Raw genomic sequence first — 22,222 nt, 5'->3', positions numbered from 1 at the left:
GTTATGCCAACGCGCAGCAATTTGCGCGATGGGTTTGCCATGGTCGATGAAGTGTTCGCCCTTTCGCCGATTTCCGCCCGCGCAGCGCAGCCGAACGAGGCCGACTACGAGGCGATCCGCGACGCCTTCATGGAGACCTCGCGCGGCCGCTGGTTCCTCGGCGAATATGCCAAGCGCAACCGCAATGCCGACACCAGCATGGTGCTCGACGCGGTCGCGCGCATCGAGCATGCGCTGGCGTCCCAGCGCCAACAGCAACAGGAGCTCGACCGGGCCGACAGCAAGGCGCTGCCCGAGGCGCTGGCGGCCATCCGCGCCGCCGTCGAGGATGCCGCACTCGCCGCGGCGTCCGCCGTGGATGGGCTTGCCCTCGAGAAGAATCTGGCGCCCGCGCGCAAGGGCACGCGGATCATCAAGGAGATATCCTGGCGCTGGCGCGAGATCGGCGCCGACTCCCGGATCTGCGACCTGATCGATTCGCAGCTCACCTCGATCGAGGCTGCCTGCGAGCAGCTTGCGAGCACCGACCCGAAGGCTGCGCTGCTTACCGCGTTCGAGATCATCAAGGCCCGCCTCAGCGAGTTCGACGGCGGCGACGCGACGGTCCCGTCTGCCACTGATGAGGTCGTGCCATCGGGTGAGACTACCGCGCAGACCGCGCATGTCGTCGTACCAGCGGAGGTTGCAGATAATCCTGCCGCTCCGGCAGATGTTGTGCATCCGGCGGAACTGCCGGAAGCGACTGCGACGACGATACCCCTCGTGGCTGCCGTGGCGGCGATCGAAGCGCTCGACGCACAGTCCGCTCCCGGAGAAATGATCGTCACAGCCGCGGTGGTCGAGGCCGCAGCAGCTGAGACCTACGCCGCAACCATTGCGCAGCCAACCAGTCCAATCGCTCCGACCGACATTGCGGCCGCGCCGGTTACAGAGGTCCTCATCGAGGTCGAGACGCAGGTGGTTGCCGTCGCGAACCTCGATGAGGTCGCTGCAGCCGAGGCGCAGGACCGGGCCATCCTGGATTTGGTCGCGGCCGAGATGGGAGCGCCCGAGACGACTGAGGACGAGGGGTTCAGTCGGGCGCGGACGCTCGGCTTCGACATCGAGGAGCCGACTTCGGTCGATGACGACATCGTCGCCAGCTTCGGCGATCCCGCTCCATCCGAGCCGGAGCTTGCGCTCGCAACGGCCGAAGCGCCCGCTGCGAAGGCTGCGCTGGAACCAGCAGCTCCGTCCGTGGCTCCGATCGCAGCCCCCATCGCGCCCGTCCCGACACCGATCGAAACGTCCTTCGCGGGGGGAGCACTGGCGGCCGTGGCCGTTGCCCTGGCTGCCGAGCGCACGCCGCCGCCGCCGCCGCCGGTGGATGCGGCGCCGCGTCGGCAGGCACAAGCGGCAGCGACTGCCGTTTCCAGCACGACCGCGCAGGCCATGCCACGGCCGGCCTACGAGCCGTCGCTGGGCTCCACCCTGCTGTCGAACGGCCTTCTGCAACGGCCGCAGGTTCCCGCCAACGATCCGCTGAGCCCGATCCGGCGCATGTCCCAGCCCGAGAAGATCGCCTTCTTCTCTTGAGAACAAACGTCGGCAGGTCCGGCATGCCGCCGTACCGGAGTCCGCCACACCGCCATCGGCAGGTGACGCGGGTCACGTACGCCCGTGCATGATCCGCCTACCGTGATCCTCATGCCATCGCGCGTCGCGCATTGCTCGAGGAGAACGCCGTGTCCGGTCCGACGTCCCATGCTGATATTTCTGGTTGGAAATTGCTGCTCACCGCCGCGCTGCTGGGGTTGATGACCTGTGCCGGCGCGAGTTCGGCAAGGGCCGCCGGCGGCGATATCGAGAGCCTCCAGACGCCGCCGCGCGCGCTGGCGGCGCCGCTGCCGAGCACGGCAGACAACAAAGGCACGCCGTCGGCCCAGGAGCCAGAACCGCGCGTCGCGCTCGTGATCGGCAATTCGAGCTACCAGAATGCGCCGACGCTGGACAATCCGGACAACGACGCCCACGCGGTCGCGCAATTGTTGAACTCGGCCGGCTTCGAGGTCATCACGGCGACCGACCTCACGCAGAACGAGATGCTGAAGGTCGTACAGGATTTCTCGAGCCGGGTCGCAGCGCATGGTCCGAACGCGGTGGCGATGGTCTACTATGCCGGTCACGGCGTTCAGCTCGCGGGCGAGAACTACCTGATCCCGATCGATGCCCGCATCTCCGCACCGTCGGATCTTGCGACCAGCACGGTCCGGCTGGTCGACCTGATGGCGACGCTGGAGGCCGTCCCGAGCCGGATGCGGATCGTCGTGCTCGACGCCTGCCGCAACAATCCATTTCCCTCAGTGAACGATGCCGGACGCGGGTTGGCCATCGTCGATGCGCCAAACGGCTCGATCGTTGGCTATTCGACCTCGCCGGGCGAAGAGGCGCTCGACGGACGCGGCGAGCACAGCCCTTACGCGCAGGCCTTTCTCAATCTCGCGCAGCAGCCGAACCTGCCGATCGAGCAATTGTTCAAGCGCGTCCGTCTGCGGGTGAATCAGACGACCGACGGTCGGCAGACGCCATGGGAGAGCTCGTCGCTCACCAGCGATTTCACCTTCTTCGGCAATACGCTGGTCGCGGCGGCACGCCCTGCTGAAAATGCGCCGGTCATCCAAATGGCGGCCAACCTGCCCAGCCGCTCCGTGCGGCAGGCCTACGACTACGTGCTGTCGGAAAACCGGCCGCAATATTATCGCGAGTTCGTCGAGATGTACCCGCGCGATCCGCTGGCCGACCGCATCCGTGCGCTGCTCGCCGGCCTCGTGCAGGCCGCGGCGTGGCACGAAACGGTTCTGGCGAACTCACCGGCCGCCTACAAGAGCTTCAGCGAGACCTATGCCGACAGCCCCTATGCGCCGGTCGCGCTCCGGCTGCAGGTTCAGCCTCGGGCTGTCCCGATGCTGCAGCCGAGCCGGCTGATGCTGCCACCGCAAATGACGCCGGTCGCACGGCCGCTCAACCTCGGCGATCAGCTGAATGGCCGTCCCGGCCTACTGCCGAAGCTACCTGCCAACAACCTGCCGCCGCGACAACCGCTGCCGTCGACAGTCGTCACCAGCGGCAACCCCATCAACAAGGGCGGTCCTCAGAAGGTCCTCAACGCGGCGCCACTCGGTCAGGGCAATAAGGCGGGTCAGACCGTGTCCCCGTCAAACCCGGCGTCGGCCGCCAAGATCCAGCGCGATCCGCTCAAACGTATCTCGAGCCCTCGCTTCGAGACCCGTGATGCCGAGCGTCACCCTGGCAGGTCCGGACCGTTCAAGCCGAATATCACCTCCTCGCGTCCATCACTGGCGCGCGGCCCAGGGCCGATGCGCGGGCCCGGCACCCCGCACCTCGCGCAGTCGGGACCGCGGGGGAGCGGAGGAGGATTTGGACGGGGCGGCCTCGGCTTCCGCTGAGGCCAATCCAGCAGGGCTCAGGCGATCAGCCTGGCGTAGAGATCGGCATCGACATTGCCGCCGGACAGCACGATCACGACGGTCTTGCCTGCGACGTCCAGCCGCCCCGCCAGCAAGGCCGCAAGCCCGACCGAGCCGCCAGGCTCGACCACGAGCTTCAGCTCGCGGAACGCAAAGCCCACCGCGCGCCCCACCTCTTCATCCGACGCCTCGACGGCAGCCGACAACAAACGGCTGTTGATGGCGAAGGTGATCTCGCCGGGGATCGCGGCCATCAGTGCATCGCAGATGGTGCGCCCCTTCGCGTCATGAGCCTCCCGGTGACCGGCACGGAGCGAGCGGGCATGGTCGTTGAACCCCTCCGGCTCTGCCACGACCATTTGGGTGTGCGGGAAACGTGCCTTGACCGCAGTGGACACGCCGGCGAGCAGGCCGCCGCCCGATGCCGGCACGATCACCAGATCCGGCGACAGGCCGAGCGCCGAGATATCCTCGACAATCTCGTAACCGACCGTGCCCTGCCCCGCGATCACGAAGGGATCGTCGTAGGGCGGCACCACCGTCGAACCACGCTTTCCGGCGATGTCGCGCGCAATCGCCTCGCGGTCCTCACGGTCGCGATCGTAGAGCACGACGTCAGCGCCGAACGCCTTGGTGCGCTCGCGCTTGGCCACTGGTGCATCCGAGGGCATCACGATCGTGGCGTGCATCCCCAGCAGCTGCGCGGCATGCGCCACGCCCTGCGCGTGATTGCCTGACGAGAATGCGACGACGCCGTTGGCGCGGGCCGCCTCAGGGATCGATGCCAGCTTGTTGTAGGCGCCGCGGAACTTGAACGAGCCGGTCCGCTGCAGCACCTCCGGCTTCACGAATACGTTGGCTTTGAGCCGCTCGTTGAGCACGGGGGCCGGCAAAAGCGGCGTGCGCACCGCAACGGGCGCGAGAACGCGGGCCGCCGCCTCGATATCGGCGACGGTGACGGGCAGGATCGGAGCATGAGCTGTCATGCCCGATTTTACCGCGCCCAGTCACCGAGAGGCAAGGGACACAGCGAGTCCGGTCGGCTCAGGCGGCGCGGGCCGCCAATTGCGGAACCGGCGCCGGCTGCCGCAGCGGGTCGGTCCAGGTCAGGATCTCGAAACGGCCATCCTCGTGCTCGACCAGCGCCGTGCAGCTCTCGACCCAGTCACCGCAATTCATGTAGCGGATCCCATCCTGGTCGCGGATGACAGCGCAATGGATGTGGCCACAGATCACGCCATCGGCGCCATGCCTGCGGGCTTCAGCGGCCAACGCCGTCTCGAATGCACCGATGTAGTTCACCGCGTTCTTGACCTTCTGCTTGGCCCATTGCGACAGCGACCAATAGGGCACACCGAACATGCGGCGGAAGAAGTTGACCAGGCGGTTCATCTGGATCGCGAAGTCATAGGCCTTGTCGCCGAGATGGGCGAGCCAGCGCGCGTTCTGCACGACCAGATCGAAGATGTCGCCGTGAATGACCAGATAACGTTTGCCGTCGCTGCCGGTGTGCACGATATTCTCGACGACGTCGATGCCGCCGAAATGCGTGCCGTAGTAGCCGCGCAGGAACTCGTCGTGATTGCCGGGCACATAGACGACCTTGGCGCCCTTGCGCGCCTTGCGCAGCATCTTCTGCACCAGGTCGTTGTGCGACTGCGGCCAGTTCCAGCTCGATTTGAGCGCCCAGCCGTCGATGATGTCGCCGACCAGATAGATCGTATCGGCATCATGATGGCGCAGGAAGTCGACGAGGAGATTGGCCTGCGACCCGCGGGCTCCGAGATGAACGTCGGAGATGAACAACGTGCGATAGCGCCGGGTCGGGCTCTCTTCACCAGCAGTCTCAAGTCCCATGCTCGCCCACCTAACAGTCCCTGATGACACTGCGATGACGAACGGCCGCGCCGGCAGAACCCATCCTGCCGGACCGCTGCTGACACCGTTCGTACGACGACTCGCGGTGTCTCCGTCACTGCACCGCGATAACAGCGGGGTGCGACAATCAGGCGACAGGCGGGCGGCGCGAGCAGGGAAATTCAGCCCCCTACCTTGGCACGGTCACGACGCGCAGATTGTTGGTGGTGCCGGCCTGCGCGAACGGGATGCCGGCGACGACGACGATCAGGTCGCCGCCTCGCGCGAACTCCTCCTGGACCGCGAAGAAGGTCGCGCGCTCGACCATCTCCTCGTAGTTCTTGATGTCCTGGGACAGAACGCTGTGCGCGCCCCACAACAGGCACATGCGGCGCGAGACATCCTCGTTCGGCGTGATCGCCAGGATCGGCAGGCTGGGCCGCTTGCGCGCCACCCGCGAGGCGGACGTGCCGCTCGACGTATAGGCGACGATCGCGCTTGCATGGATCGCAGACGCAAGATCGGCGGCGGCGGAGGCGACCGCGTGCGGCGGCGTCTGGTCCTCGCCCGGCTGCGTGGCCTCGATGATCGAACGATACATCTTGTGGGCTTCGGTGCTCTTGATGATGCTGTCCATCATCGCCACCGCCTCGCGCGGATACTCGCCGCTGGCCGATTCCGCCGACAGCATCACCGCATCGGCGCCGTCATAGATCGCGGTGGCGACGTCGGAGACCTCCGCGCGCGTCGGCGTCGGCGTCGCCACCATCGAATCCAGCATCTGCGTGGCGACGATCACGGGCTTCACGGCGAGCCGGCAGGCACGCACCAGCTCCTTCTGCTTGCCCGGCACGTCCTCATTGGGAATCTCGACGCCGAGATCGCCGCGCGCGACCATGATCGCATCGGACAGCTGGATGATGTCGTCGATCCGTTCCAGCGCCGCGGGCTTTTCGATCTTGGACATGATGCCGGCACGGCCGTTGATCAGGCCCCGCGCCTCGATCACGTCGGACGGCTTCTGCACAAAGGAGAGCGCGACCCAGTCGACGCCGAGGTCGAGCCCGAACGCGAGATCCGAGCGGTCCTTCGTCGTGAGCGGCGACAGTTCCAGAATGGTGCCCGGCAGGTTGACGCCCTTGTGATTCGAAATCGCACCGCCCACGATCACCTTGGCCTCGATCCAGTCGGCGCCGAGGCCGGTGATGCGAACGCGGACGCGGCCGTCGTCGATCAGAAGATCGTGACCGGGCGCGACCGCCGCAAAGATCTCGGGGTGAGGCAGCGGGATCGACGTCTTGTCGCCCTCGGTCCCATTCAAGACGAAACGGATGGTCTCGCCAGGCCCGACCGCGATCTTCTTGTCGCGCAGGGTGCCGACGCGAATTTTCGGCCCCTGCAGATCCATCAGGATGCCGATGGGACGCTTGACCTCCTTCTCCAGCGCGCGGATTGCGGCGTGGACCTTGGCGTGATCGGCTTGCGTGCCATGGCTGAAATTGAGGCGAAAGGTGTCGACGCCGGCGAGAAACAGCGCCTTCAGCATGTCAGGCGAATTGCTGGCGGGGCCGACGGTCGCGACAATCTTGGCTCGGCGGTGACGACGCATGATGTGTCCTTTCTCCCCAGCCCGCGTGTCGCATCTGAATGGCGCGCATGTCGTTGGCAGGCGCGGGACGCGGCGGGAGCGGCTGATATACGCCCCGCGGCGTCCATTGCAAGCGCGACGCCGCGCACGCCGAGATTGCGTAGGAAAAAGGTACGCCTCAGGCGTTGGAGCCGTGGATCGCGTCGATCACGGCGTCGGTCACCTCCTTGGTCGTCGCCTTGCCGCCCACATCGGGGGTGAGAACGCCGGCTGCGCAGACCTTCTCGACTGCCGCCATCAGACGCGCGGCTGCGTCCTTTTCGCCGAGATGGTCGAGCATCTGCGCGCCGGTCCAGAACGTCGCCACCGGATTGGCGATGCCCTTGCCGGTGATGTCGAACGCCGAGCCGTGGATCGGCTCGAACATCGACGGGAAGCGCCGCTCTGGATCGATGTTGCCGGTCGGCGCGACGCCGAGGCTGCCGGCCAGCGCGCCGGCGAGATCGGACAGGATGTCGGCATGCAGGTTGGTGGCGACGATGGTGTCGAGGCTCTTCGGCTGCAGGGTCATGCGCACGGTCATGGCATCGACCAGCATCTTGTCCCAGGTCACGTCGGGAAATTCGCGCGCCACTTCGGCGGCGATCTCGTCCCACATCACCATGCCGTGACGCTGCGCATTCGACTTGGTGACGACGGTGAGGAACTTGCGCGGACGCGACTGCGCGAGCTTGAACGCGTAGCGCATGATGCGGGTGACGCCGACGCGGGTGAAGACCGCAACCTCCGTGCCGACTTCCTCCGGCAGGCCGCGGTGCGCGCGGCCGCCCATGCCGGCATATTCGCCCTCGGAATTCTCGCGCACGATCACCCAGTCGAGATCGCCGACACCGACGTTGCGCAGCGGCGAGGCCACGCCGGGCAGGATCTTGGTCGGCCGCACATTGGCGTACTGATCGAAACCCTGGCAGATCGGCAGCCGCAGGCCCCACAGCGTGATGTGGTCGGGCACGTCGGGCGCGCCGACCGCGCCGAAATAGATCGCGTCGAATTGCTTCAGCTCGGCGAGGCCGTCGGCCGGCATCATCACGCCGTGCTTCTTGTAGTAGTCCGAGCCCCAGTCGAAGGTCTTGATGGTGAAGCTGATGTCGCCGGTGCGCTTGGCGAGCGCCTCCAAGACACGAACGCCGGCCGAGATGACCTCGGGACCGATGCCGTCGGCGGGAATAGCGGCGATGGAATACGTGCGCATGAAAGAACTCCGTATGAAGGGTCAGGACTGCGTGGCCGGTTCGGCCTTTGCACTTTGTGATCGCGAGAGCAACAGGGTCAGCACCGCCGAGATCACGAGCAGGCCGGCGACGAAATAGAGCCCGCCGTTGAAGCTGCCGGTCTGGTCCTTGATCCAGCCGATCATGGCCGGACCGACGAAGCCACCGAGGTTGCCGATCGAATTGATGGTCGCGATGCCGGCCGCTGCCGCCGAGCCGGACAGGAACGTCGTCGGCATGCTCCACAGCGGCGGCTTGGACGAGGAAATGCCGACATTCACCAGGGTGAGTGCAGCCAGGACCGCGGCGACGCTGGTCGAGAGCCCCGCCAGCCAGAGGCCGAGGGCCGCCACGGCGCAGGCCAGCACGACGTGCCAGGTGCGCTCGGCGGTGCGGTCCGAATGCCGCGCCCACAGGATCATGACGATCACGGCGACGGTCGGCGGCACGGCGTTGAGGAAGCCGACGGCGAATGACGACAGGCCGAACTGCTTGATGATCTGCGGCGCCCAGACGCCGAGCGTGTAGAGCCCGGCCGAGGTGCCGAAATAGACCAGCGCCAGCGCCAGCACACGGATGTCCGCCAAGCCCCGCCAGATGCTGTGGCTCGCGGTCCCGGCCTTGCTCGCCAGCTCTGCCTTCATGGTGCGCACCAGCCAGTCGCGTTCGTCGGCGGCGAGCCAGCGCGCCTGTTCCGGCCGGTCCGTCATGTATCCGAGTACGACGAAGCCGAGCAGCACCGCCGGCAGCGCCTCGATCAGGAACAGCCACTGCCAACCCTTCATGCCGAGCACGCCGTCCATCTCCAGGAGCGCGCCGGAAACGGGCGACCCGAGTACCGTCGACAACGGTGCGGCCGCCATGAACAATGCGGTGACGGCGGCGCGCTGCCGCGCCGGGAACCAATAGGAAAGATAGAGGATGATGCCGGGGAAAAAGCCTGCCTCCGCCGCCCCGAGCAGGAAGCGCAGCACATAGAAGCTCGTCGGCCCCTGCACGAACGCCATCGCGCCCGACACGAGGCCCCAGGTGATCATCACCCGGGCGATCCAGATTCGCGCGCCGAACTTGTCGAGCGCGAGATTGGAGGGCACCTCGAACAGGAAATAGCCCCAGAAGAAGATGCCGGCGCCAAAACCATAGGCCGAGGCTGATAGCCCGATGTCCTTGTTCATGGTCAGCGCCGCAAAGCCGACATTGACGCGGTCGATGAAGGCGACGAAGTAGAGCAGCATGATGAAGGGGACGATGCGCAACGTGATCTTGCGCAGCACGCGCGTCTCCAGCTCTTCGGCCACCGTCACCTCCCTGGTCCATCTTGTCGTTGATCCGACGAGCGTAGGCGGCGGCGCAGACCCGTTTCAATGCTCGCACCATTATACAAAAAATCGATATAATCTCCGCGATCGCCCACAGGGACCGCCGTCATGGAATTGCACCAGCTCCGCTGCTTCGTCGCCGCCGCCGAGGAGCTGCATTTCGGCAAGGCCGCGCAGCGGCTGCAGATGCTGCCGTCGGCGCTCGGCCGCCAGATCAAGCTCCTGGAAGAGGACCTCGCGACGCCGCTGTTCGCACGAACCACGCGCGCGGTGTCGCTGACCGAGCATGGCGCGACCTTGCTGCGCGACGCCCGGGCGATCCTGGCGCGGGTCGAAGCGGTCGAGACCGGCTTCCGCCAGCGCGCCCGCGGCACACGCGCGCAGCGGCTGCGTGTCGGCGCCATCGACAGCGCCGCCGCCGGGCTGCTGCCGCAGCTCTTGCATGATTTCCGTGACGCGCATCCCGAGATCGCGGTGCATCTCCTGGAGGAGAAGACCATCCGGCTGCTGCCGAAGATTCTCTCCGGCGCGCTCGACCTCGCCTTCATCAGGCCGCCGGGACGAACCGATCCGCGGCTCGAATTCCGCGCCCTGCTCAGCGAGAGTGCGGTCGTCGCGCTGCCGCGGCGGCACAGGCTCGCCTCGCGCGCCTCCGTCTCGCTTTCAGATATCGCCGACCAGCCGCTGATCGTGCCGGACCGGAGATCGCGGCCGCACAGCCACGACCTCACGATGAAGCTGTTCGCGCAGGCCGGGCTGTCGCCTGACGTCGTGCAATTCGCCGACGAGAAGCAGACCATCGTGCATCTGGTCGCCGCGCGGCTCGGCATCGCGATCGTGCCGCGCTGGACCGCGCGGCTCGCGGTCTCCGGCGTCCGCTTCGTGCCATTGCGGCTGAAGCGCGGCAGCACGGCCGGGCGCCTCCCGCTGGCGGCAGCCTGGCTGCGCGGCTCGCGCGATCCGGCGCGCGAGGCGATGCTCGGCGTGCTGGACGCGCGGCTTGCGAAATATGCCCGCGGCGCGTGACAGGCGGCAGTCAGTGCATCGCGCACAGATCGACCGACGCGATCGAAACTCGGCCTCATGGTTCGAGACGCGCGCCAAGGGGCGCGCTCCTCACCATGAGGGTTCGGCCTTTGCCGCCCTCACAGCGGCTGGGCCGCAACAACGGCCCTCGTCCTGAGGAGCGCGCACCTTGGCGCGCGTCTCGAAGGACGGCCGCAGGCGTGCTTGCCTCCAACTCTTCGTTCAACCGCGATCCCCCAAAACCCCTACCCCTGCAGCGGCGCCTCCGCGATGTCGAGCAGCGCGCCGAGCCCGTGGCGCAGGCTGCGCATCGGCTGTTGCTCCGACGACAGTCCGAGCGCCAACAGCGAGCGCCCCGTGACCTCATAGACGTGGCCGAAGGGCAGCGACTGCAATTGCGCTTCGGGCTGATTGGTATCGATCAGCGCCAGCCAATTGTGTCCCTCGGGCACGGCCGGCAGCGTGAAGTTCACGACGTCGTAATGCGCGTTGTAGACAAGCAGAAGCGTCGCGTCGGAGCCGCGCCGCTTCACGCCGGTCTCCTGGGCGCGGCCATCGAGCAGCATGCCGAAGCAGCGCGCATTGCCGTCAGTCCACTGCTCGACCGTCATCGCCTCGCCCGACGGGTCGAGCCAGGTCACGTCATTGACGCCGAGATCCTCGTTGTGAGAGCCGATCAGAAAGCGGCTGCGATAGAGGATCGGAAACGCCTTGCGCATCGCGATCAGCTTGCGCGTGAATTCGCGCAAAGCACGTCCCTGCGGCGCGATGCCCATCCAGTCGAACCAGGTGGTCTCGTTGTCCTGCGCGTAGGCGTTGTTGCTGCCGCCCTGCGAGTGGCCGAACTCGTCGCCGGCCAGCAGCATCGGCGTGCCATGCGACAGCAGCATCGTGGCCAGAAGATTGCGCTTCTGGCGCTCGCGCAAGGCGATGATCTCGGGATCGTCGGTCGGCCCCTCGGCGCCGCAATTCCAGGAATGGTTGTTGCTGTGGCCGTCGCGATTGTCCTCGCCGTTGGCCTCGTTGTGCTTGTCGTTGTAGGAGACGAGGTCGTTGAGGTTGAAGCCGTCATGGGCGGTGATGAAGTTCACGCTCGCCCAGGGCCGGCGGCCGCGCTTGTTGAACAGATCGCCCGAGCCGGAAATGCGCTTGGCGAAGTCCGCAAGCGTGCCGGAATCGCCCTTCCAGAACGCGCGCGCGGTGTCGCGGAACTTGTCGTTCCATTCGGCCCAGCCGGGCGGAAACTGGCCGACCTGATAGCCGCCCGGGCCGATGTCCCAGGGCTCGGCGATCAGCTTGACGCTGTTCAGCACCGGGTCCTGGCGGCAGGCATCGAGAAAGCTGCCGCCCTCGTCGAAGCCATAGGGCTCGCGCGCCAGGATGGTGGCGAGGTCGAAGCGGAAGCCGTCGACCCGCATCTCGGTCGCCCAGTAGCGCAACGAATCGGCGACGAGCTGCAGCACCCGCTGGTGCGACAAATTCACCGTGTTGCCGGTGCCGGTGTCGTTGATGTAGTAGCGCCTCTGGTCCGGCAGCAGCCGGTAGTAGCTGGCATTGTCGATGCCCTTGAACGACAGCGTCGGTCCGAGCTCGTTGCCTTCGGCGGTGTGGTTATAGACCACGTCGAGGATCACCTCGATGCCATGGGCGTGAAACTGGTTGACCATGGTCTTGAATTCGGTCGCGAACGGCGCCTTGAGATAACGCGGTTCGGGCGCAAAGAAGGCGATCGAGTTGTAGCCCCAGTAGTTGCGCAATTCCTTCTCGACCAGGTAGCTGTCGTCGATGAAGGCATGGATCGGCAACAGCTCGGCCGCGGTGATGCCGAGCGAGCGCAGATAGGCCGGAATGTCCTGGTGCGCGAGGCCGGCAAAGGTGCCGCGGTCGGCTTCGGGGACCAGCGGATGCAGCTTGGTGAAGCCCTTGACGTGCATCTCGTAGAAGATCGTCCGCTCCCACGGGATCTCAGGCTTGCGCGACGTGCCCCAGGTGAAGGCGGGGTCGATGACCCGGCATTTCAGCATCAAGGGGGCGCTGTCGCGGTCGTCGAACGAGAGATCCTTGTCGGCATGATCGAGCTGATAGCCGAACAGCTCCGGACCCCAGCAGAGCTGGCCGACCAGCTGCTTGGCATAGGGATCGATCACGAGCTTGTTGGGATTGAACCGGTGGCCGGCATCGGGCTCATAGGGTCCGTGCACCCGATAGCCATAGACCGTGCCGGGGCGTGCGGTCGGCAGATAGCCGTGCCAGACCTCGTCGGTATATTCGGGAAGCTCGATGCGCTCGAGCTCGGTCTCGCCGGCATCGTCGAACAGGCACAGCTCGACCTTGGTGGCGTGCGCAGAAAAGATCGCAAAGTTGACGCCCAGCCCGTCCCATGTGGCGCCGAGCGGAAACGGGCGGCCTTCACTGATCTTGGCCTTGCGCAAACTGAACGCGGCCCGCGTCAAAGCGTCACCGAGGTCGGTGCGTTGGTCCATCCTTTGCCCCCTTCGTCCAATGCCCCAGGTCGATTGCCGGGTGTCGATGATCCCGATTGCTAGGTTGCCGCCGGTGTGTCGTCCGGCATGATCAACTCGGCCTTGGTCTCGGTCACCGTCACCGAGGCGATTACGGTGCCGGCCGGCGCCGGCAGCTTCGCTGCCCGCTGCTGCGTGACTTCCTTGTTGATCGCCGTGATGGAATTGCCGATGCGTCCGACCATCTCGGCCAATTCGGCGGGCGACATCTTCAGTCGCTTGGTGACGACGCGGACCTGGGCCTGATCGGTCAGGTCGAGCTTGTTGCGGGTCGGCTGAATTTTGGCGCGGCGCATTGGGAGTCCTCCTGCATGCCAGCTAACCTTGGCTGCGGAATTTGGTTCCCGCGCCGGGAGTGTCGCTCCCCCCCGTTGCCATGGCGGCATGCGTCACGGCTCTCGCGGCGCCATGCACCCGAGTGATGTCATCGGTGTTGCCCTCTGATCAGGCAGAGGGCGCAGGGAATGCCGGGCGCTGGCCGCGACCCATGGCCCGCCTGCAGAAAAAAAGCAGGCGGCAGTCACCACAGGTACAGCCGAGACAACCCGGCATTCCCTGCGCGATGGTTTTCACGCTTACTTCGCGATCTCCCCGGTGTCCGGCTTGTTAGCCACCGTCGCCCTCGGGATCATCCCCCGAAGACTTGGCGCCAGCATCGGGGCGCCAGGACCACGCGACTTCACGTCCGCAACCTGCCGTTCGTCCGCGCATCAGAGACACGCTGCGGCAAATTGCGGCCACCGCATCCCGCGCCCGACGTTCCATGACGATCGCGAAGCGCCCCTCTCGAGGAGCACGGGATGGCGACAATAGAGCACGTTTTCCGAAAAAACGAAAGCAAAATCTTTCGGCGACGGGCTGCACGGAGCATCGACTTGACGACGTTCACGAAATCGTCCTTCACGCGCAGATGCGAATGCTCGCCACGACTTTCTCCTCATCGTCATTCCGGGGCGCGCGTAGCGCGAGCCCGGAATCCATAACCACAGCTGTCAGCGACAGCTCGCGATGCTCGCCACCGCCGTCTCGCATCTCACCGCCGCCTGTGGCTATGGATTCCGGGCTCATTCGCGCTGCTTCAAAATGGCTTCGCCATTTTGCGCGCGAACGCCCCGGAATGACGCGCGGAGAGATTGCGCTTTTTCTCCCCAATCGGGACAGCCGTGGCGCCGCCGCCAGGCGGCGCGTGCCCACCATTGTCACCGTTCGAACCGCGCGGTGGGCACGATGCGACGCGGCGTTGCCGCGTGCGCCTCTTTGCCCACCCTACGGATCTGGCGCATGTCAGCCGCGCGGGCAGCCTCCGCCCTACCCGAACAGATGTGCCAGCCAGAACGCCGCACCGGCAGCGAGGCCACCGACCAGCACGGTCTGCAGCGCAGACTTGATCCTGCTGGCGCCGGTGAAGTGGCCCTTGATGGCGCCGAACACGAGCAGGGCAAGGCCGGTCGAGACCACGGAGATTCGGAGCGCGCTCGTGATGTCGTGGGTCAGCATGTATGGGATCAAAGGGATCAGCCCGCCGATCACATAGGAGCCGCCGATGGTCAACGCGCTGACCGGCGCGCGCTTCGGATCGGGCCGTTCGAGGCCGAGCTCGAAACGCATCATGAAGTCGACCCAGCGCTTGCGATCGGAAGCGATGGACTCGACCACCGTGGTCAAGGCCTGACCTTCGAGACCATAGCCGCGGAAGATCGCCGCGACCTCCTCGACTTCGCGGCCGCGGAGGTGCTCGATCTCATCATGCTCCCGCTTCTCCTCGGCGGCGTAATGTTCGGCGTCGGTGCGGGCGGCGAGATAGCCGCCCAGCCCCATCGCGATCGCGCCGGCGACGACCTCGGCGAGGCCGGCCGTCACGATCACGCTGGTCGTGGTGATGGCAGCCGACAATCCGGCTGCCAGCGCGAACGGAACGGTAAGCCCGTCGGCCATGCCGATCACGACGTCACGGACGGCTTCCGTGGCCGTGAAGTGCTTTTCGAGATGTGGCGTTGCCGGCATGGAGGCCTCCGATTCGATCTTCGACGGAGGTTTCTAGCCCGCCTGGATGACAGACATCATCACCGCAATCCCGGCACCATCCGCCGCAGGGTCCGGTCGTGCAGCCAGTAATGATGCAGCAACGCCGCGCCGGCGTGCAGGCCGATCAGGATCATCAGGCCGTTGGCCAACGCCTCGTGCATCTCCTTCAGGTCGTGCGCGAAGCCGCGATCGCCGGCCCAGGGCGAAGCGATGTCGACGAGCCCGAACACCGGCAACGCCTCGCCGCTGGCGAACTGGGTCAGGATACCGAGGACCGGAATGGCGAACATGATGCCGTAGATCAGCAGGTGCGCGATCTCGCCGGCATGAACGGTCCACGTCCCGAGCTTGGTCGCTTCGGGGAGCGGCGGCGGATCGGCCAGACGCCAGGCCAGGCGCGCCAGCGCGAAACCGAGCATCGACAGGCCGAGGCAGACGTGCATGAGCAGGCCCGTGTCGTGAGACCCGCGTGGCAGCACGTCGCCGAGATGACCTGAGATCCAGGCCGCCGGCACCAGCACGGCGACGATCCAGTGCAGTCCGATCGCGACGGATCCGTAGGACTTGGCGGTGTTTCGCATACGCATGATCAGCTTCCTTCAGGCTTTGGGCACCTCGCTGCCGGCGGACCGGAGCGCGGGGTGGCTTGACCCGAGGGGATAGCCGACCGTGGGGGTCGCGGCGCTGACGGCCGATGTCAGCCTGTTGTCAGGATCGAACGCATCTGCTTCCGTGCTGGGGCCTGCGACGGCAAGCCGCGTGGCGCGGACACCATGGCCGGCGCGATCGTGATCTTCGCCCCGCCGAGCCCGGAGCGGCCGATCTGCAGCCGCCAGCCATAGGCCTCCAGCACATCCTGCACGATCGCGAGGCCCAGCCCGCTGCCGGGCCCCTGCTCGTCCAGGCGGCCGCCCCGTTCCAGGACGCGGCCGATCTGTGTCTCCGGAATCCCCGGACCGTCATCCTCGACCGTCACGACCAGGGGGCTCGCGGTGGTGACGATGCGAACCGTGCTCGCCGCGTGACGCGCGGCATTCTCGAGGAGATTGCCAAGCACCTCGGCGAGATCGGTCCGATCGATCGCCACCCGCAATCCTGCCGGCACCTCGCCGTCGAAGCTGACATGCGCTGCGGCCGGCGTGCGGCCGAGCGTTCCGAGCAGCGCATCCACCAGCGGCGCCAGTTCGGTCGCAGCCTCCGGCTCGCCGCGCGCCTTGCCGCGCAGCCGCGCCAGCGCGAGCTCGCGATCGACCTGCCGACTCATCGCCTCGGCGACGCTCTCGACGTTGCGTGCCAGCTCGATCTGGCCGAGCTCTTTCAGCCGCGCAGCGTCCGCGGTCAGCGCGGCGAGCGGCGTCTTGAACCCGTGCGCCAGATCGGCGGCGCGGCTGCGCGAGCGCAGGATCTCGCGCTGTTGCGCGTCGAGCAGCGCATTGACCTCCTCGACCAGGGGCGCCACCTCGGTCGGCACGTCGACCGGAAGGTGCCGACGTTTGCCGCTGCGGATCTCGGCGACGCCGAGGCGCAACACCGCCAGGGGACGCAGGCCGAGGCTGACCTGAACGGAGGTGCCGACCGCGAGGATCAAGGCGAGCACGCCGAGCGCGATCGACAGATCCTTGGCGAAGGTGCGCACCGCGATGGTGGCGCCGTCGAGGTCGTAGGCGACGGCGGCGCGCACGCGGGTCTGCTGCTCGGGATTCATCAGGATGCCGCGCTCGGCGACCAGCACGCGCGCGCCGTCGGGACCGGCCAGATCATGCTGATGCACGTCGCTCGGTCCGGGCTCGTCGATCGGCAGCGCCAGGATCGTATCCCACAGCGAGCGCGAGCGCAGCAGCAGGCCGTGATCGTCGGATATCTGCCAATACAACCCGGACAACGGCACGGCGAAGCGCGGATCGGCGGGCGGCCGGGACACGACGATGCGGCCATCGGCGTCGACGTCGAGACCATTGAGCAACTGGCGCAGATGGATGTCGAGATCGCCGGCCAAGGTGCGCGCAACGTGGCGCTGGAACAGCACGACCATGCCCAGACCGGCGACCCCGAGCGCGACGAGAAGGGCGATGGTGCCCGCGGCCACCAGTCGCAGCCGCAGCGAGCCCAGTCTCATTCCGCCGCCTCCGGAATCATGTAGCCGAACCCGCGGCGGGTCTCGATGATGTCGGCACCGAGCTTCTTGCGCACCCGCCGGATCAGCACCTCGAGCGCGTTGGAGTCATGATCATGACCGAGGCCGTAGACATTCTCCTCGAGCTCGTGCTGCGGCACGACGCGTCCGCTCTGTCGCAGCAGAAAGGCGATCAGGCGATATTCGAGCTGCGACAGCGCCACCGGCACGCCGCGCAGGCTCACCTTCATCTGCCGCTCGTCGAGCGTCAGCTCGCCCGACGACAGCACCGGGGATGCATGACCGGAAGATCGCCGCACGATCGCGCGCAGGCGCGCGAGCAGCTCCTCGTTGCGGAACGGCTTCGGCAGATAGTCGTCGGCGCCGGCATCGATGCCGTCGACCCGCTCGGCCCAGCTGGCGCGCGCCGTGAGAATCAGCACCGGCATGTGCCGGCCGGAGCCGCGCCAGCGCTTCAGCACCGACAGGCCGTCCATGCCCGGCAGCCCAAGATCGAGGATCACGGCGCCATAATCCTCGGTATCGCCGAGAAACCAGGCCTGTTCGCCCTCGCCTGACGTCTCGACCAGATAGCCGGCCGCCTGCAGCGTCCGCGACAGATCGGACGCCAGCCGCGGATCGTCCTCGACCAGCAGCACGCGCATCTACTTTTCCTCGATCCCCTCGATCTCCCCGCTGCGCGCATCGACATAGACGTCGCGCACGCGGCCGTCCCGACCGATGATACGAAACTCATAACGCCAGTGGCCGCGCTGACGCTCGACGTCGACGCCCGTCACGTCGCCGGCGATCCGGCCGCGCAGCTTGGGCAGAATCTGCGACAGCGGCATGGCATCGCCGGACTCGACCGCGCGGCGCATCGCGTCGCGACGTTCGCGGTCGTCATCGCGCGCGTCCGTTGCCGCGGCGGCCGCCGTCGAGATCAGCATCGCCAGCGCCGTGACGCGCATGAACCGTCCAATTTGAGGCAATTGCATGATCTACCCGGGGCCTGGCACTCTGATATCCGAAATAATACGATTCGCTCCATCCAACGGTTTCAGACGCCGAGCATTTGCAACGCTAGGGACGTCGTGCGGCTTTTAGTTGGGACGTCCGATGTCGGAATTGCGCTTAGATCGATGCATGCTTGGAAAACGTGCATATAGCAGCATCCTGCCCGAGATAAGCTGACAATTCGCTGACGCGACGCGACAGGATGCCGTCAGCACAGCTGCGGCATGATCCGACCTCGGCCCGGCCGACCGACAACCGGCCGGCCAGCAGGAGAGTAAGCGTGCGCTTGACATTGACATTCGCGGCCCTGGTGGCGGGACTTGGCGGCATTCTGGCGGTAGCCCAAGCCGGCGAAGAGACGGCGCCGGAGCTGGTGCCGGTGAGCCGCGCCCATGACGGAGCCTGGACGCATCTCGCGCAGTTTGTGGCCCTGCAGGAGCAGGCCGAGAGCCGCTCGCTGAGCTACGAGCCCGCCCGCAGGGAGCGTGAAGGGGACGACGACGAGCAGGACGAGCCACGCCACTGAGGCAGCCGGGCTGGCGTTCCGATCGCGGGAGTCGCGACACCGGTTGCGACACATCCGGCCTCCGTCTACAGACGCGATCGAGCTGCCCCGCCGCAACGACGATCGATGCGAAAGCGCGACACGGCTGCGTCGACGGTCGAACCCGGAATGACGGGTGGCTATGATGCAGCAGGACCAGGCTCTAGGCCTGCAGTCCCGCTTCGTACCATCCCCGGGTGGCCTTGACGATGCGCACGACCGACAGCATCACGGGGACCTCGACGAGGACACCGACGACGGTCGCAAGCGCGGCCCCGGAGTCCAGCCCGAACAGGCTGATGGCGGCGGCGACCGCCAGCTCGAAGAAATTGCTGGCGCCGATCAGGGCGGCGGGAGCGGCGACGCACCAGGCCACGCCGAGCCGGCGGCTCAGCCAATAGGCGATGCCCGCGTTGAGATAGACCTGGATCAGGATCGGCACGGCGAGGATTGCGATCACGATCGGCTGCTTCAGGATCTGCTCACCCTGGAAGCCGAACAGCAGCACCAGCGTCGCCAGCAGCGCCATGAGAGAGACAGGCTGCAGTACGCGCAAGGTCCGCTCGAAGGCGCCGCCCTTCGTCCGCAGCATGGCCCGGCGCCAGAGTTGCGCGATGACGACGGGCACCACGATATAGAGCAGCACCGACAGCAGCAGGGTGGTCCAGGGCACCGAGATCGAGGCGACGCCGAGCAGCAGGCCCACCAGCGGTGCGAACAGGAACACCATGATGACGTCGTTGAGCGCCACTTGGCTCAACGTGTAGTGCGGCTCGCCGTCGCAGAGATTCGACCACACGAACACCATCGCCGTGCATGGCGCGGCCGCCAGCAGGATCAGACCGGCGATGTAGGACGACAGCTGCCCCGCGGGCAGCATCGGCGCGAACACGTGGCCGATGAACAGGCTGCCGAGCAGCGCCATCGAGAACGGCTTGATGGCCCAGTTCACGAACAGAGTGACGCCGATGCCGCGCCAATGCTCCTTGACGCCTCCGAGCGCGGCGAAATCGATCTTCAGCAGCATCGGGATGATCATCAGCCAGATCAACGCCGCGACCGGCAGGTTGACCCGGGCGATCTCGGCCGAGGCCACCGCGGCAAAGAAGCCCGGCATGAGATGGCCGAGGCCGATTCCCACGATAATACAGAGCAGGACCCAGATCGTCAGATAGCGCTCGAAGGTCGTCATCGGATCACGCCACGTCGGAGCGGAAGGACGTTGCCCCCTCGCCCGTCCCGATCTCGCGCAGCCGCGTGCCGAGCGAGAGGCGATCGATGCTGTCGAGCGGCAGATTGATGAAGGCGCCGACCCGGTTCTTCAGAAAACGGAAGGCGGTCGTGAACGCCGCGAGCTTCTCCAGCTCGGTGCCTTCGACGGCGGCGGGATCCTCGATGCCCCAATGCGCGGTCATCGGCTGCCCCGGCCAGACCGGGCAGGCTTCGCCGGCCGCATTGTCGCAGACTGTGAAGACGAAATCCATCACCGGTGCGTCCGCGACGGCGAACTCGCTCCAGCTCTTCGAGCGCAGATCGTCTCTCGGATAGTCCATGCGCGCGAGCAGCTCGACGGCCAATGGATGCACCGCGCCTTTCGGCGTGCTGCCGGCGGAGAAGGCACGAAAGCGGCCGGCACCGTCCTTGCGCAGGATCGACTCGGCCAGCACCGAGCGCGCCGAATTTCCGGTGCAGAGGAACAGCACGTTGTAGATGCGATCAGGCACGACTCTTCTCCTTGCGCTTCGGCGCACAACAAGGGGTGAGACTTTCGATGACGGGGGCGCAGACCTCCGGCCGTCCGCCGCAGCAGTCCTGCAGCAGAAACAGCGCGACCTTCTGAAATTGCACGAGGTCGACCCGGTAGACGATCGAGCGGCTGTGCCGCTGCGAGGTGACGAGACCGGCCCGCGCGAGCACGGAGAGATGCGCGGACAGCGTGTTCTGCGGCACCTCGAGCAGACGCGCGAGCTCGCCCGCCGGCAGCCCCTCGGGCTCATGCTGCACCAGGCTGCGAAAGGCCTGCAGGCGCGTCGGCTGCGCCAGCGCCGCCAATGCAAGAACGGCTTGCTCGTTTTCCATATATCCAGAATTATCGATATATAGGCACGGCGTCAAGGCCGACAGCCTCGAATGGTCCTTTAACGACAAGAGACGAGACGCCCGAAGGCTCATCGCAAGCGCAGGCGGGTGCCCTCGACGATGAGTTCGCCGTCCTGCTCCATGCGCGCCAGCGCGCGATAGAGCGCTTCATGGGTGACTCCGAGCTCGGCTGCCCAGTCCTTCTTCGACCGGCCGAGCTCGACCTTTCCGCCCTCCCCCTCGGTCTCGATGAAGTGGACGATCCGCTCGCGGGCGGTCTTCAGACTGAGCCGCTCCGATTGGGCCCGGACCTTGCGCAGCTCGCGGGCGAGATGGTCGCACCATCTGTCCCTGATCTCGGGATGGCGCAGCGCCTCGGCGAAGGCCTTGCGGTCGATCGCGAGCAGCGTTGAATCCTGCGCAGCGACGGCGTCGCAATGATACGACGCCTGATCGAGGCTGGCCTCGGCGAGAAACCCCTGCCGCGCACGCTGCAGGATGATGTCGTCGCCGGCGCACGAGCGGCGCAGCAATCTCACCTCGCCGGTCAGCACGAAGAACATCGCCTGCGGCCGATCCCCCCGGCAGAACACCGTGCCGTGGCGCGGCAGCTGGATGCGCCGCGTCTGCAACCTGGCGGCCACCGGCAGAGCGGCGAGCAACGGCGACAGCCGTGCGAGGGCGCGCCAGTCCAGCAGCGGGCGCGTGCCCTCGGGCGGGAGATGGGCGGTCCTCGGCATATGATCAGGATCATATGCGCCGTCCTGCGGCGCAGTCTACTGAAGACCCCACCGCGTTCGATCAAATGGAAGGTCCTCATGCGCCTGCGTCTTGCCGCCATCACGCTGGCCTTCATTGCGTCGGGCGGCATCGCCGCGGCGCAGCACCACGGCCATCACGACCACGGCAGCCACGGGGCGCTCGCGACAGACCAGCGCGAGCGGGTGGCCTTTCCGCCCGACCTCGTCGAGCACACCCTCGCCGACATGCGCGACCACCTGCTGGCGCTGCAACAGATCAACGACGCACTGGCGGCCGGCGAGCCGGACAAGGCCGGCCAGATCGCCGAGCAGCGCCTGGGTATGACCTCGCTACGGCTGCACGGCGCCGCCGAGGTGGCGAGGTTCATGCCCCAGGGCATGCAGGAGGCCGGCACCGCCATGCACAAAGCGGCGAGCCGCTTCGCCATCGAAGCGCAGAACGCGGGCGTGACCGGCGAGCTCAGGCCGGCCTTGAAGGCGCTGGGCGAGACGATGGCCGCCTGCGTCGGCTGCCATGCCGGCTACCGGCTGAGATAGCGCGCCGGACAACCGACCGCGAGCGAGGCGCGCTCGGCAATATTTCCAATCTTCTAGAAATATCGTTTGACTCCGGCGGACCGCGTGCCGCATCCT

General features: G+C 66.7%; 21 protein-coding genes. 5 read left to right on the top strand and 16 right to left on the bottom strand.

What is annotated here, in order from left to right; genetic code table 11:
* Positions 1 to 39: 39 nt before the first annotated feature.
* Both LQG66_RS35785 and LQG66_RS35780 read left to right on the top strand, forming a co-directional pair.
* Complete coding sequence (locus LQG66_RS35785; protein WP_231320992.1) at positions 40 to 1,575, top strand: hypothetical protein; 1,536 nt, start codon at positions 40 to 42, stop codon at positions 1,573 to 1,575.
* 221 nt (positions 1,576 to 1,796) lie between these two features.
* A complete protein-coding gene (locus tag LQG66_RS35780) occupies positions 1,797 to 3,446 on the top strand; it encodes a caspase family protein (RefSeq protein WP_231328070.1) in 1,650 nt (549 codons plus the stop codon).
* Between the two features lie 17 nt (positions 3,447 to 3,463).
* Here LQG66_RS35780 and LQG66_RS35775 read toward each other — a convergent pair whose 3' ends face one another.
* From LQG66_RS35775 to LQG66_RS35755, 5 genes are all read right to left on the bottom strand, one after another.
* Positions 3,464 to 4,453: a threonine ammonia-lyase gene (locus LQG66_RS35775; RefSeq protein WP_231320990.1), complete on the bottom strand. Its 990-nt coding sequence runs from the start codon at positions 4,451 to 4,453 to the stop codon at positions 3,464 to 3,466.
* A 58-nt stretch (positions 4,454 to 4,511) separates the two neighbouring features.
* A complete protein-coding gene (locus tag LQG66_RS35770) occupies positions 4,512 to 5,324 on the bottom strand; it encodes a UDP-2,3-diacylglucosamine diphosphatase (protein WP_231320980.1) in 813 nt (270 codons plus the stop codon).
* A 190-nt stretch (positions 5,325 to 5,514) separates the two neighbouring features.
* Positions 5,515 to 6,933 (bottom strand): pyruvate kinase, encoded by a 1,419-nt coding sequence (pyk, locus tag LQG66_RS35765; protein ID WP_231320978.1) that lies wholly within the window; start codon positions 6,931 to 6,933, stop codon positions 5,515 to 5,517.
* Positions 6,934 to 7,090: 157 nt separating this feature from the next.
* Positions 7,091 to 8,164, bottom strand: a complete 1,074-nt coding sequence (locus LQG66_RS35760; protein WP_231320976.1) for a tartrate dehydrogenase — start codon at positions 8,162 to 8,164, stop codon at positions 7,091 to 7,093.
* A 21-nt stretch (positions 8,165 to 8,185) separates the two neighbouring features.
* Positions 8,186 to 9,481 (bottom strand): MFS transporter, encoded by a 1,296-nt coding sequence (locus tag LQG66_RS35755; protein WP_231320974.1) that lies wholly within the window; start codon positions 9,479 to 9,481, stop codon positions 8,186 to 8,188.
* A gap of 129 nt (positions 9,482 to 9,610) precedes the next feature.
* Between LQG66_RS35755 and LQG66_RS35750 the strand changes: the two genes are divergently transcribed.
* Positions 9,611 to 10,528 carry a LysR family transcriptional regulator gene (locus LQG66_RS35750; protein WP_231320972.1) on the top strand — a complete coding sequence of 306 codons (918 nt, stop codon included), beginning with the start codon at positions 9,611 to 9,613 and terminating at the stop codon, positions 10,526 to 10,528.
* 245 nt (positions 10,529 to 10,773) lie between these two features.
* Here LQG66_RS35750 and glgX read toward each other — a convergent pair whose 3' ends face one another.
* The 7 genes from glgX to LQG66_RS35715 form a co-directional block, all read right to left on the bottom strand.
* A complete protein-coding gene (glgX, locus tag LQG66_RS35745) occupies positions 10,774 to 13,011 on the bottom strand; it encodes a glycogen debranching protein GlgX (RefSeq protein ID WP_231320957.1) in 2,238 nt (745 codons plus the stop codon).
* A gap of 59 nt (positions 13,012 to 13,070) precedes the next feature.
* Complete coding sequence (locus tag LQG66_RS35740; protein WP_231320954.1) at positions 13,071 to 13,346, bottom strand: DUF3606 domain-containing protein; 276 nt, start codon at positions 13,344 to 13,346, stop codon at positions 13,071 to 13,073.
* 1,012 nt (positions 13,347 to 14,358) lie between these two features.
* Positions 14,359 to 15,054, bottom strand: a complete 696-nt coding sequence (locus LQG66_RS35735) for a VIT1/CCC1 transporter family protein (RefSeq protein WP_231320952.1) — start codon at positions 15,052 to 15,054, stop codon at positions 14,359 to 14,361.
* Positions 15,055 to 15,113: 59 nt separating this feature from the next.
* Positions 15,114 to 15,662: a cytochrome b gene (locus LQG66_RS35730; protein WP_231320941.1), complete on the bottom strand. Its 549-nt coding sequence runs from the start codon at positions 15,660 to 15,662 to the stop codon at positions 15,114 to 15,116.
* A gap of 110 nt (positions 15,663 to 15,772) precedes the next feature.
* On the bottom strand, positions 15,773 to 17,191 hold the full coding sequence (locus LQG66_RS35725; protein WP_231320939.1) for a sensor histidine kinase: 1,419 nt from the start codon (positions 17,189 to 17,191) through the stop codon (positions 15,773 to 15,775).
* Positions 17,188 to 17,853, bottom strand: a complete 666-nt coding sequence (locus LQG66_RS35720; RefSeq protein ID WP_231320936.1) for a response regulator transcription factor — start codon at positions 17,851 to 17,853, stop codon at positions 17,188 to 17,190. Before LQG66_RS35720 ends, LQG66_RS35725 begins: the two co-directional genes overlap by 4 nt.
* Positions 17,854 to 18,159, bottom strand: coding sequence for a PepSY domain-containing protein (locus tag LQG66_RS35715; protein WP_231320934.1), 306 nt, complete (start codon positions 18,157 to 18,159; stop codon positions 17,854 to 17,856).
* Between the two features lie 326 nt (positions 18,160 to 18,485).
* Here LQG66_RS35715 and LQG66_RS35710 point away from each other — a divergent pair, with 326 nt between their 5' ends.
* Positions 18,486 to 18,731 (top strand): hypothetical protein, encoded by a 246-nt coding sequence (locus tag LQG66_RS35710; RefSeq protein ID WP_231320923.1) that lies wholly within the window; start codon positions 18,486 to 18,488, stop codon positions 18,729 to 18,731.
* A gap of 181 nt (positions 18,732 to 18,912) precedes the next feature.
* Here the strand turns inward: LQG66_RS35710 and arsB are convergent, their stop codons facing one another.
* The 4 genes from arsB to LQG66_RS35690 all read right to left on the bottom strand — a co-directional run bounded on the left by arsB (position 18,913) and on the right by LQG66_RS35690 (position 21,568).
* On the bottom strand, positions 18,913 to 19,941 hold the full coding sequence (gene arsB, locus LQG66_RS35705; RefSeq protein WP_231320921.1) for an ACR3 family arsenite efflux transporter: 1,029 nt from the start codon (positions 19,939 to 19,941) through the stop codon (positions 18,913 to 18,915).
* A gap of 4 nt (positions 19,942 to 19,945) precedes the next feature.
* A complete protein-coding gene (locus LQG66_RS35700) occupies positions 19,946 to 20,473 on the bottom strand; it encodes an arsenate reductase ArsC (protein ID WP_231320911.1) in 528 nt (175 codons plus the stop codon).
* Complete coding sequence (locus LQG66_RS35695) at positions 20,466 to 20,828, bottom strand: ArsR/SmtB family transcription factor (protein WP_231320908.1); 363 nt, start codon at positions 20,826 to 20,828, stop codon at positions 20,466 to 20,468. The genes LQG66_RS35700 and LQG66_RS35695 overlap by 8 nt, the downstream gene beginning before the upstream one ends.
* Before the next feature lie 89 nt (positions 20,829 to 20,917).
* Complete coding sequence (locus LQG66_RS35690) at positions 20,918 to 21,568, bottom strand: Crp/Fnr family transcriptional regulator (RefSeq protein ID WP_231320905.1); 651 nt, start codon at positions 21,566 to 21,568, stop codon at positions 20,918 to 20,920.
* Between the two features lie 78 nt (positions 21,569 to 21,646).
* Here LQG66_RS35690 and LQG66_RS35685 point away from each other — a divergent pair, with 78 nt between their 5' ends.
* On the top strand, positions 21,647 to 22,126 hold the full coding sequence (locus tag LQG66_RS35685) for a hypothetical protein (RefSeq protein ID WP_231320903.1): 480 nt from the start codon (positions 21,647 to 21,649) through the stop codon (positions 22,124 to 22,126).
* Positions 22,127 to 22,222 lie beyond the last annotated feature (96 nt).

The sequence above is a fragment of the Bradyrhizobium ontarionense genome (assembly GCF_021088345.1).
Taxonomy (GTDB): domain Bacteria; phylum Pseudomonadota; class Alphaproteobacteria; order Rhizobiales; family Xanthobacteraceae; genus Bradyrhizobium; species Bradyrhizobium ontarionense.
Note: the sequence above shows the minus strand (reverse complement) of the source record. Positions and strands in the feature narration are given on the sequence as shown.

Excerpts from the sequence above, each read along its gene's own strand:
- glgX (WP_231320957.1), bottom strand. The coding sequence starts at position 13,011 with ATGGACCAACGCACCGACCTCGGTGACGCTTTGACGCGGGCCGCGTTC.
- LQG66_RS35785 (WP_231320992.1), top strand. The coding sequence starts at position 40 with ATGGTCGATGAAGTGTTCGCCCTTTCGCCGATTTCCGCCCGCGCAGCG.
- LQG66_RS35695 (WP_231320908.1), bottom strand. The coding sequence starts at position 20,828 with ATGGAAAACGAGCAAGCCGTTCTTGCATTGGCGGCGCTGGCGCAGCCG.
- pyk (WP_231320978.1), bottom strand. The coding sequence starts at position 6,933 with ATGCGTCGTCACCGCCGAGCCAAGATTGTCGCGACCGTCGGCCCCGCC.
- LQG66_RS35770 (WP_231320980.1), bottom strand. The coding sequence starts at position 5,324 with ATGGGACTTGAGACTGCTGGTGAAGAGAGCCCGACCCGGCGCTATCGC.
- LQG66_RS35725 (WP_231320939.1), bottom strand. The coding sequence starts at position 17,191 with ATGAGACTGGGCTCGCTGCGGCTGCGACTGGTGGCCGCGGGCACCATC.
- LQG66_RS35685 (WP_231320903.1), top strand. The coding sequence starts at position 21,647 with ATGCGCCTGCGTCTTGCCGCCATCACGCTGGCCTTCATTGCGTCGGGC.
- LQG66_RS35735 (WP_231320952.1), bottom strand. The coding sequence starts at position 15,054 with ATGCCGGCAACGCCACATCTCGAAAAGCACTTCACGGCCACGGAAGCC.
- LQG66_RS35740 (WP_231320954.1), bottom strand. The coding sequence starts at position 13,346 with ATGCGCCGCGCCAAAATTCAGCCGACCCGCAACAAGCTCGACCTGACC.
- LQG66_RS35750 (WP_231320972.1), top strand. The coding sequence starts at position 9,611 with ATGGAATTGCACCAGCTCCGCTGCTTCGTCGCCGCCGCCGAGGAGCTG.
- LQG66_RS35775 (WP_231320990.1), bottom strand. The coding sequence starts at position 4,453 with ATGACAGCTCATGCTCCGATCCTGCCCGTCACCGTCGCCGATATCGAG.
- LQG66_RS35715 (WP_231320934.1), bottom strand. The coding sequence starts at position 18,159 with ATGCGCGTCACGGCGCTGGCGATGCTGATCTCGACGGCGGCCGCCGCG.
- LQG66_RS35780 (WP_231328070.1), top strand. The coding sequence starts at position 1,797 with ATGACCTGTGCCGGCGCGAGTTCGGCAAGGGCCGCCGGCGGCGATATC.
- LQG66_RS35690 (WP_231320905.1), bottom strand. The coding sequence starts at position 21,568 with ATGCCGAGGACCGCCCATCTCCCGCCCGAGGGCACGCGCCCGCTGCTG.
- LQG66_RS35730 (WP_231320941.1), bottom strand. The coding sequence starts at position 15,662 with ATGCGTATGCGAAACACCGCCAAGTCCTACGGATCCGTCGCGATCGGA.
- LQG66_RS35720 (WP_231320936.1), bottom strand. The coding sequence starts at position 17,853 with ATGCGCGTGCTGCTGGTCGAGGACGATCCGCGGCTGGCGTCCGATCTG.
- LQG66_RS35760 (WP_231320976.1), bottom strand. The coding sequence starts at position 8,164 with ATGCGCACGTATTCCATCGCCGCTATTCCCGCCGACGGCATCGGTCCC.
- arsB (WP_231320921.1), bottom strand. The coding sequence starts at position 19,941 with ATGACGACCTTCGAGCGCTATCTGACGATCTGGGTCCTGCTCTGTATT.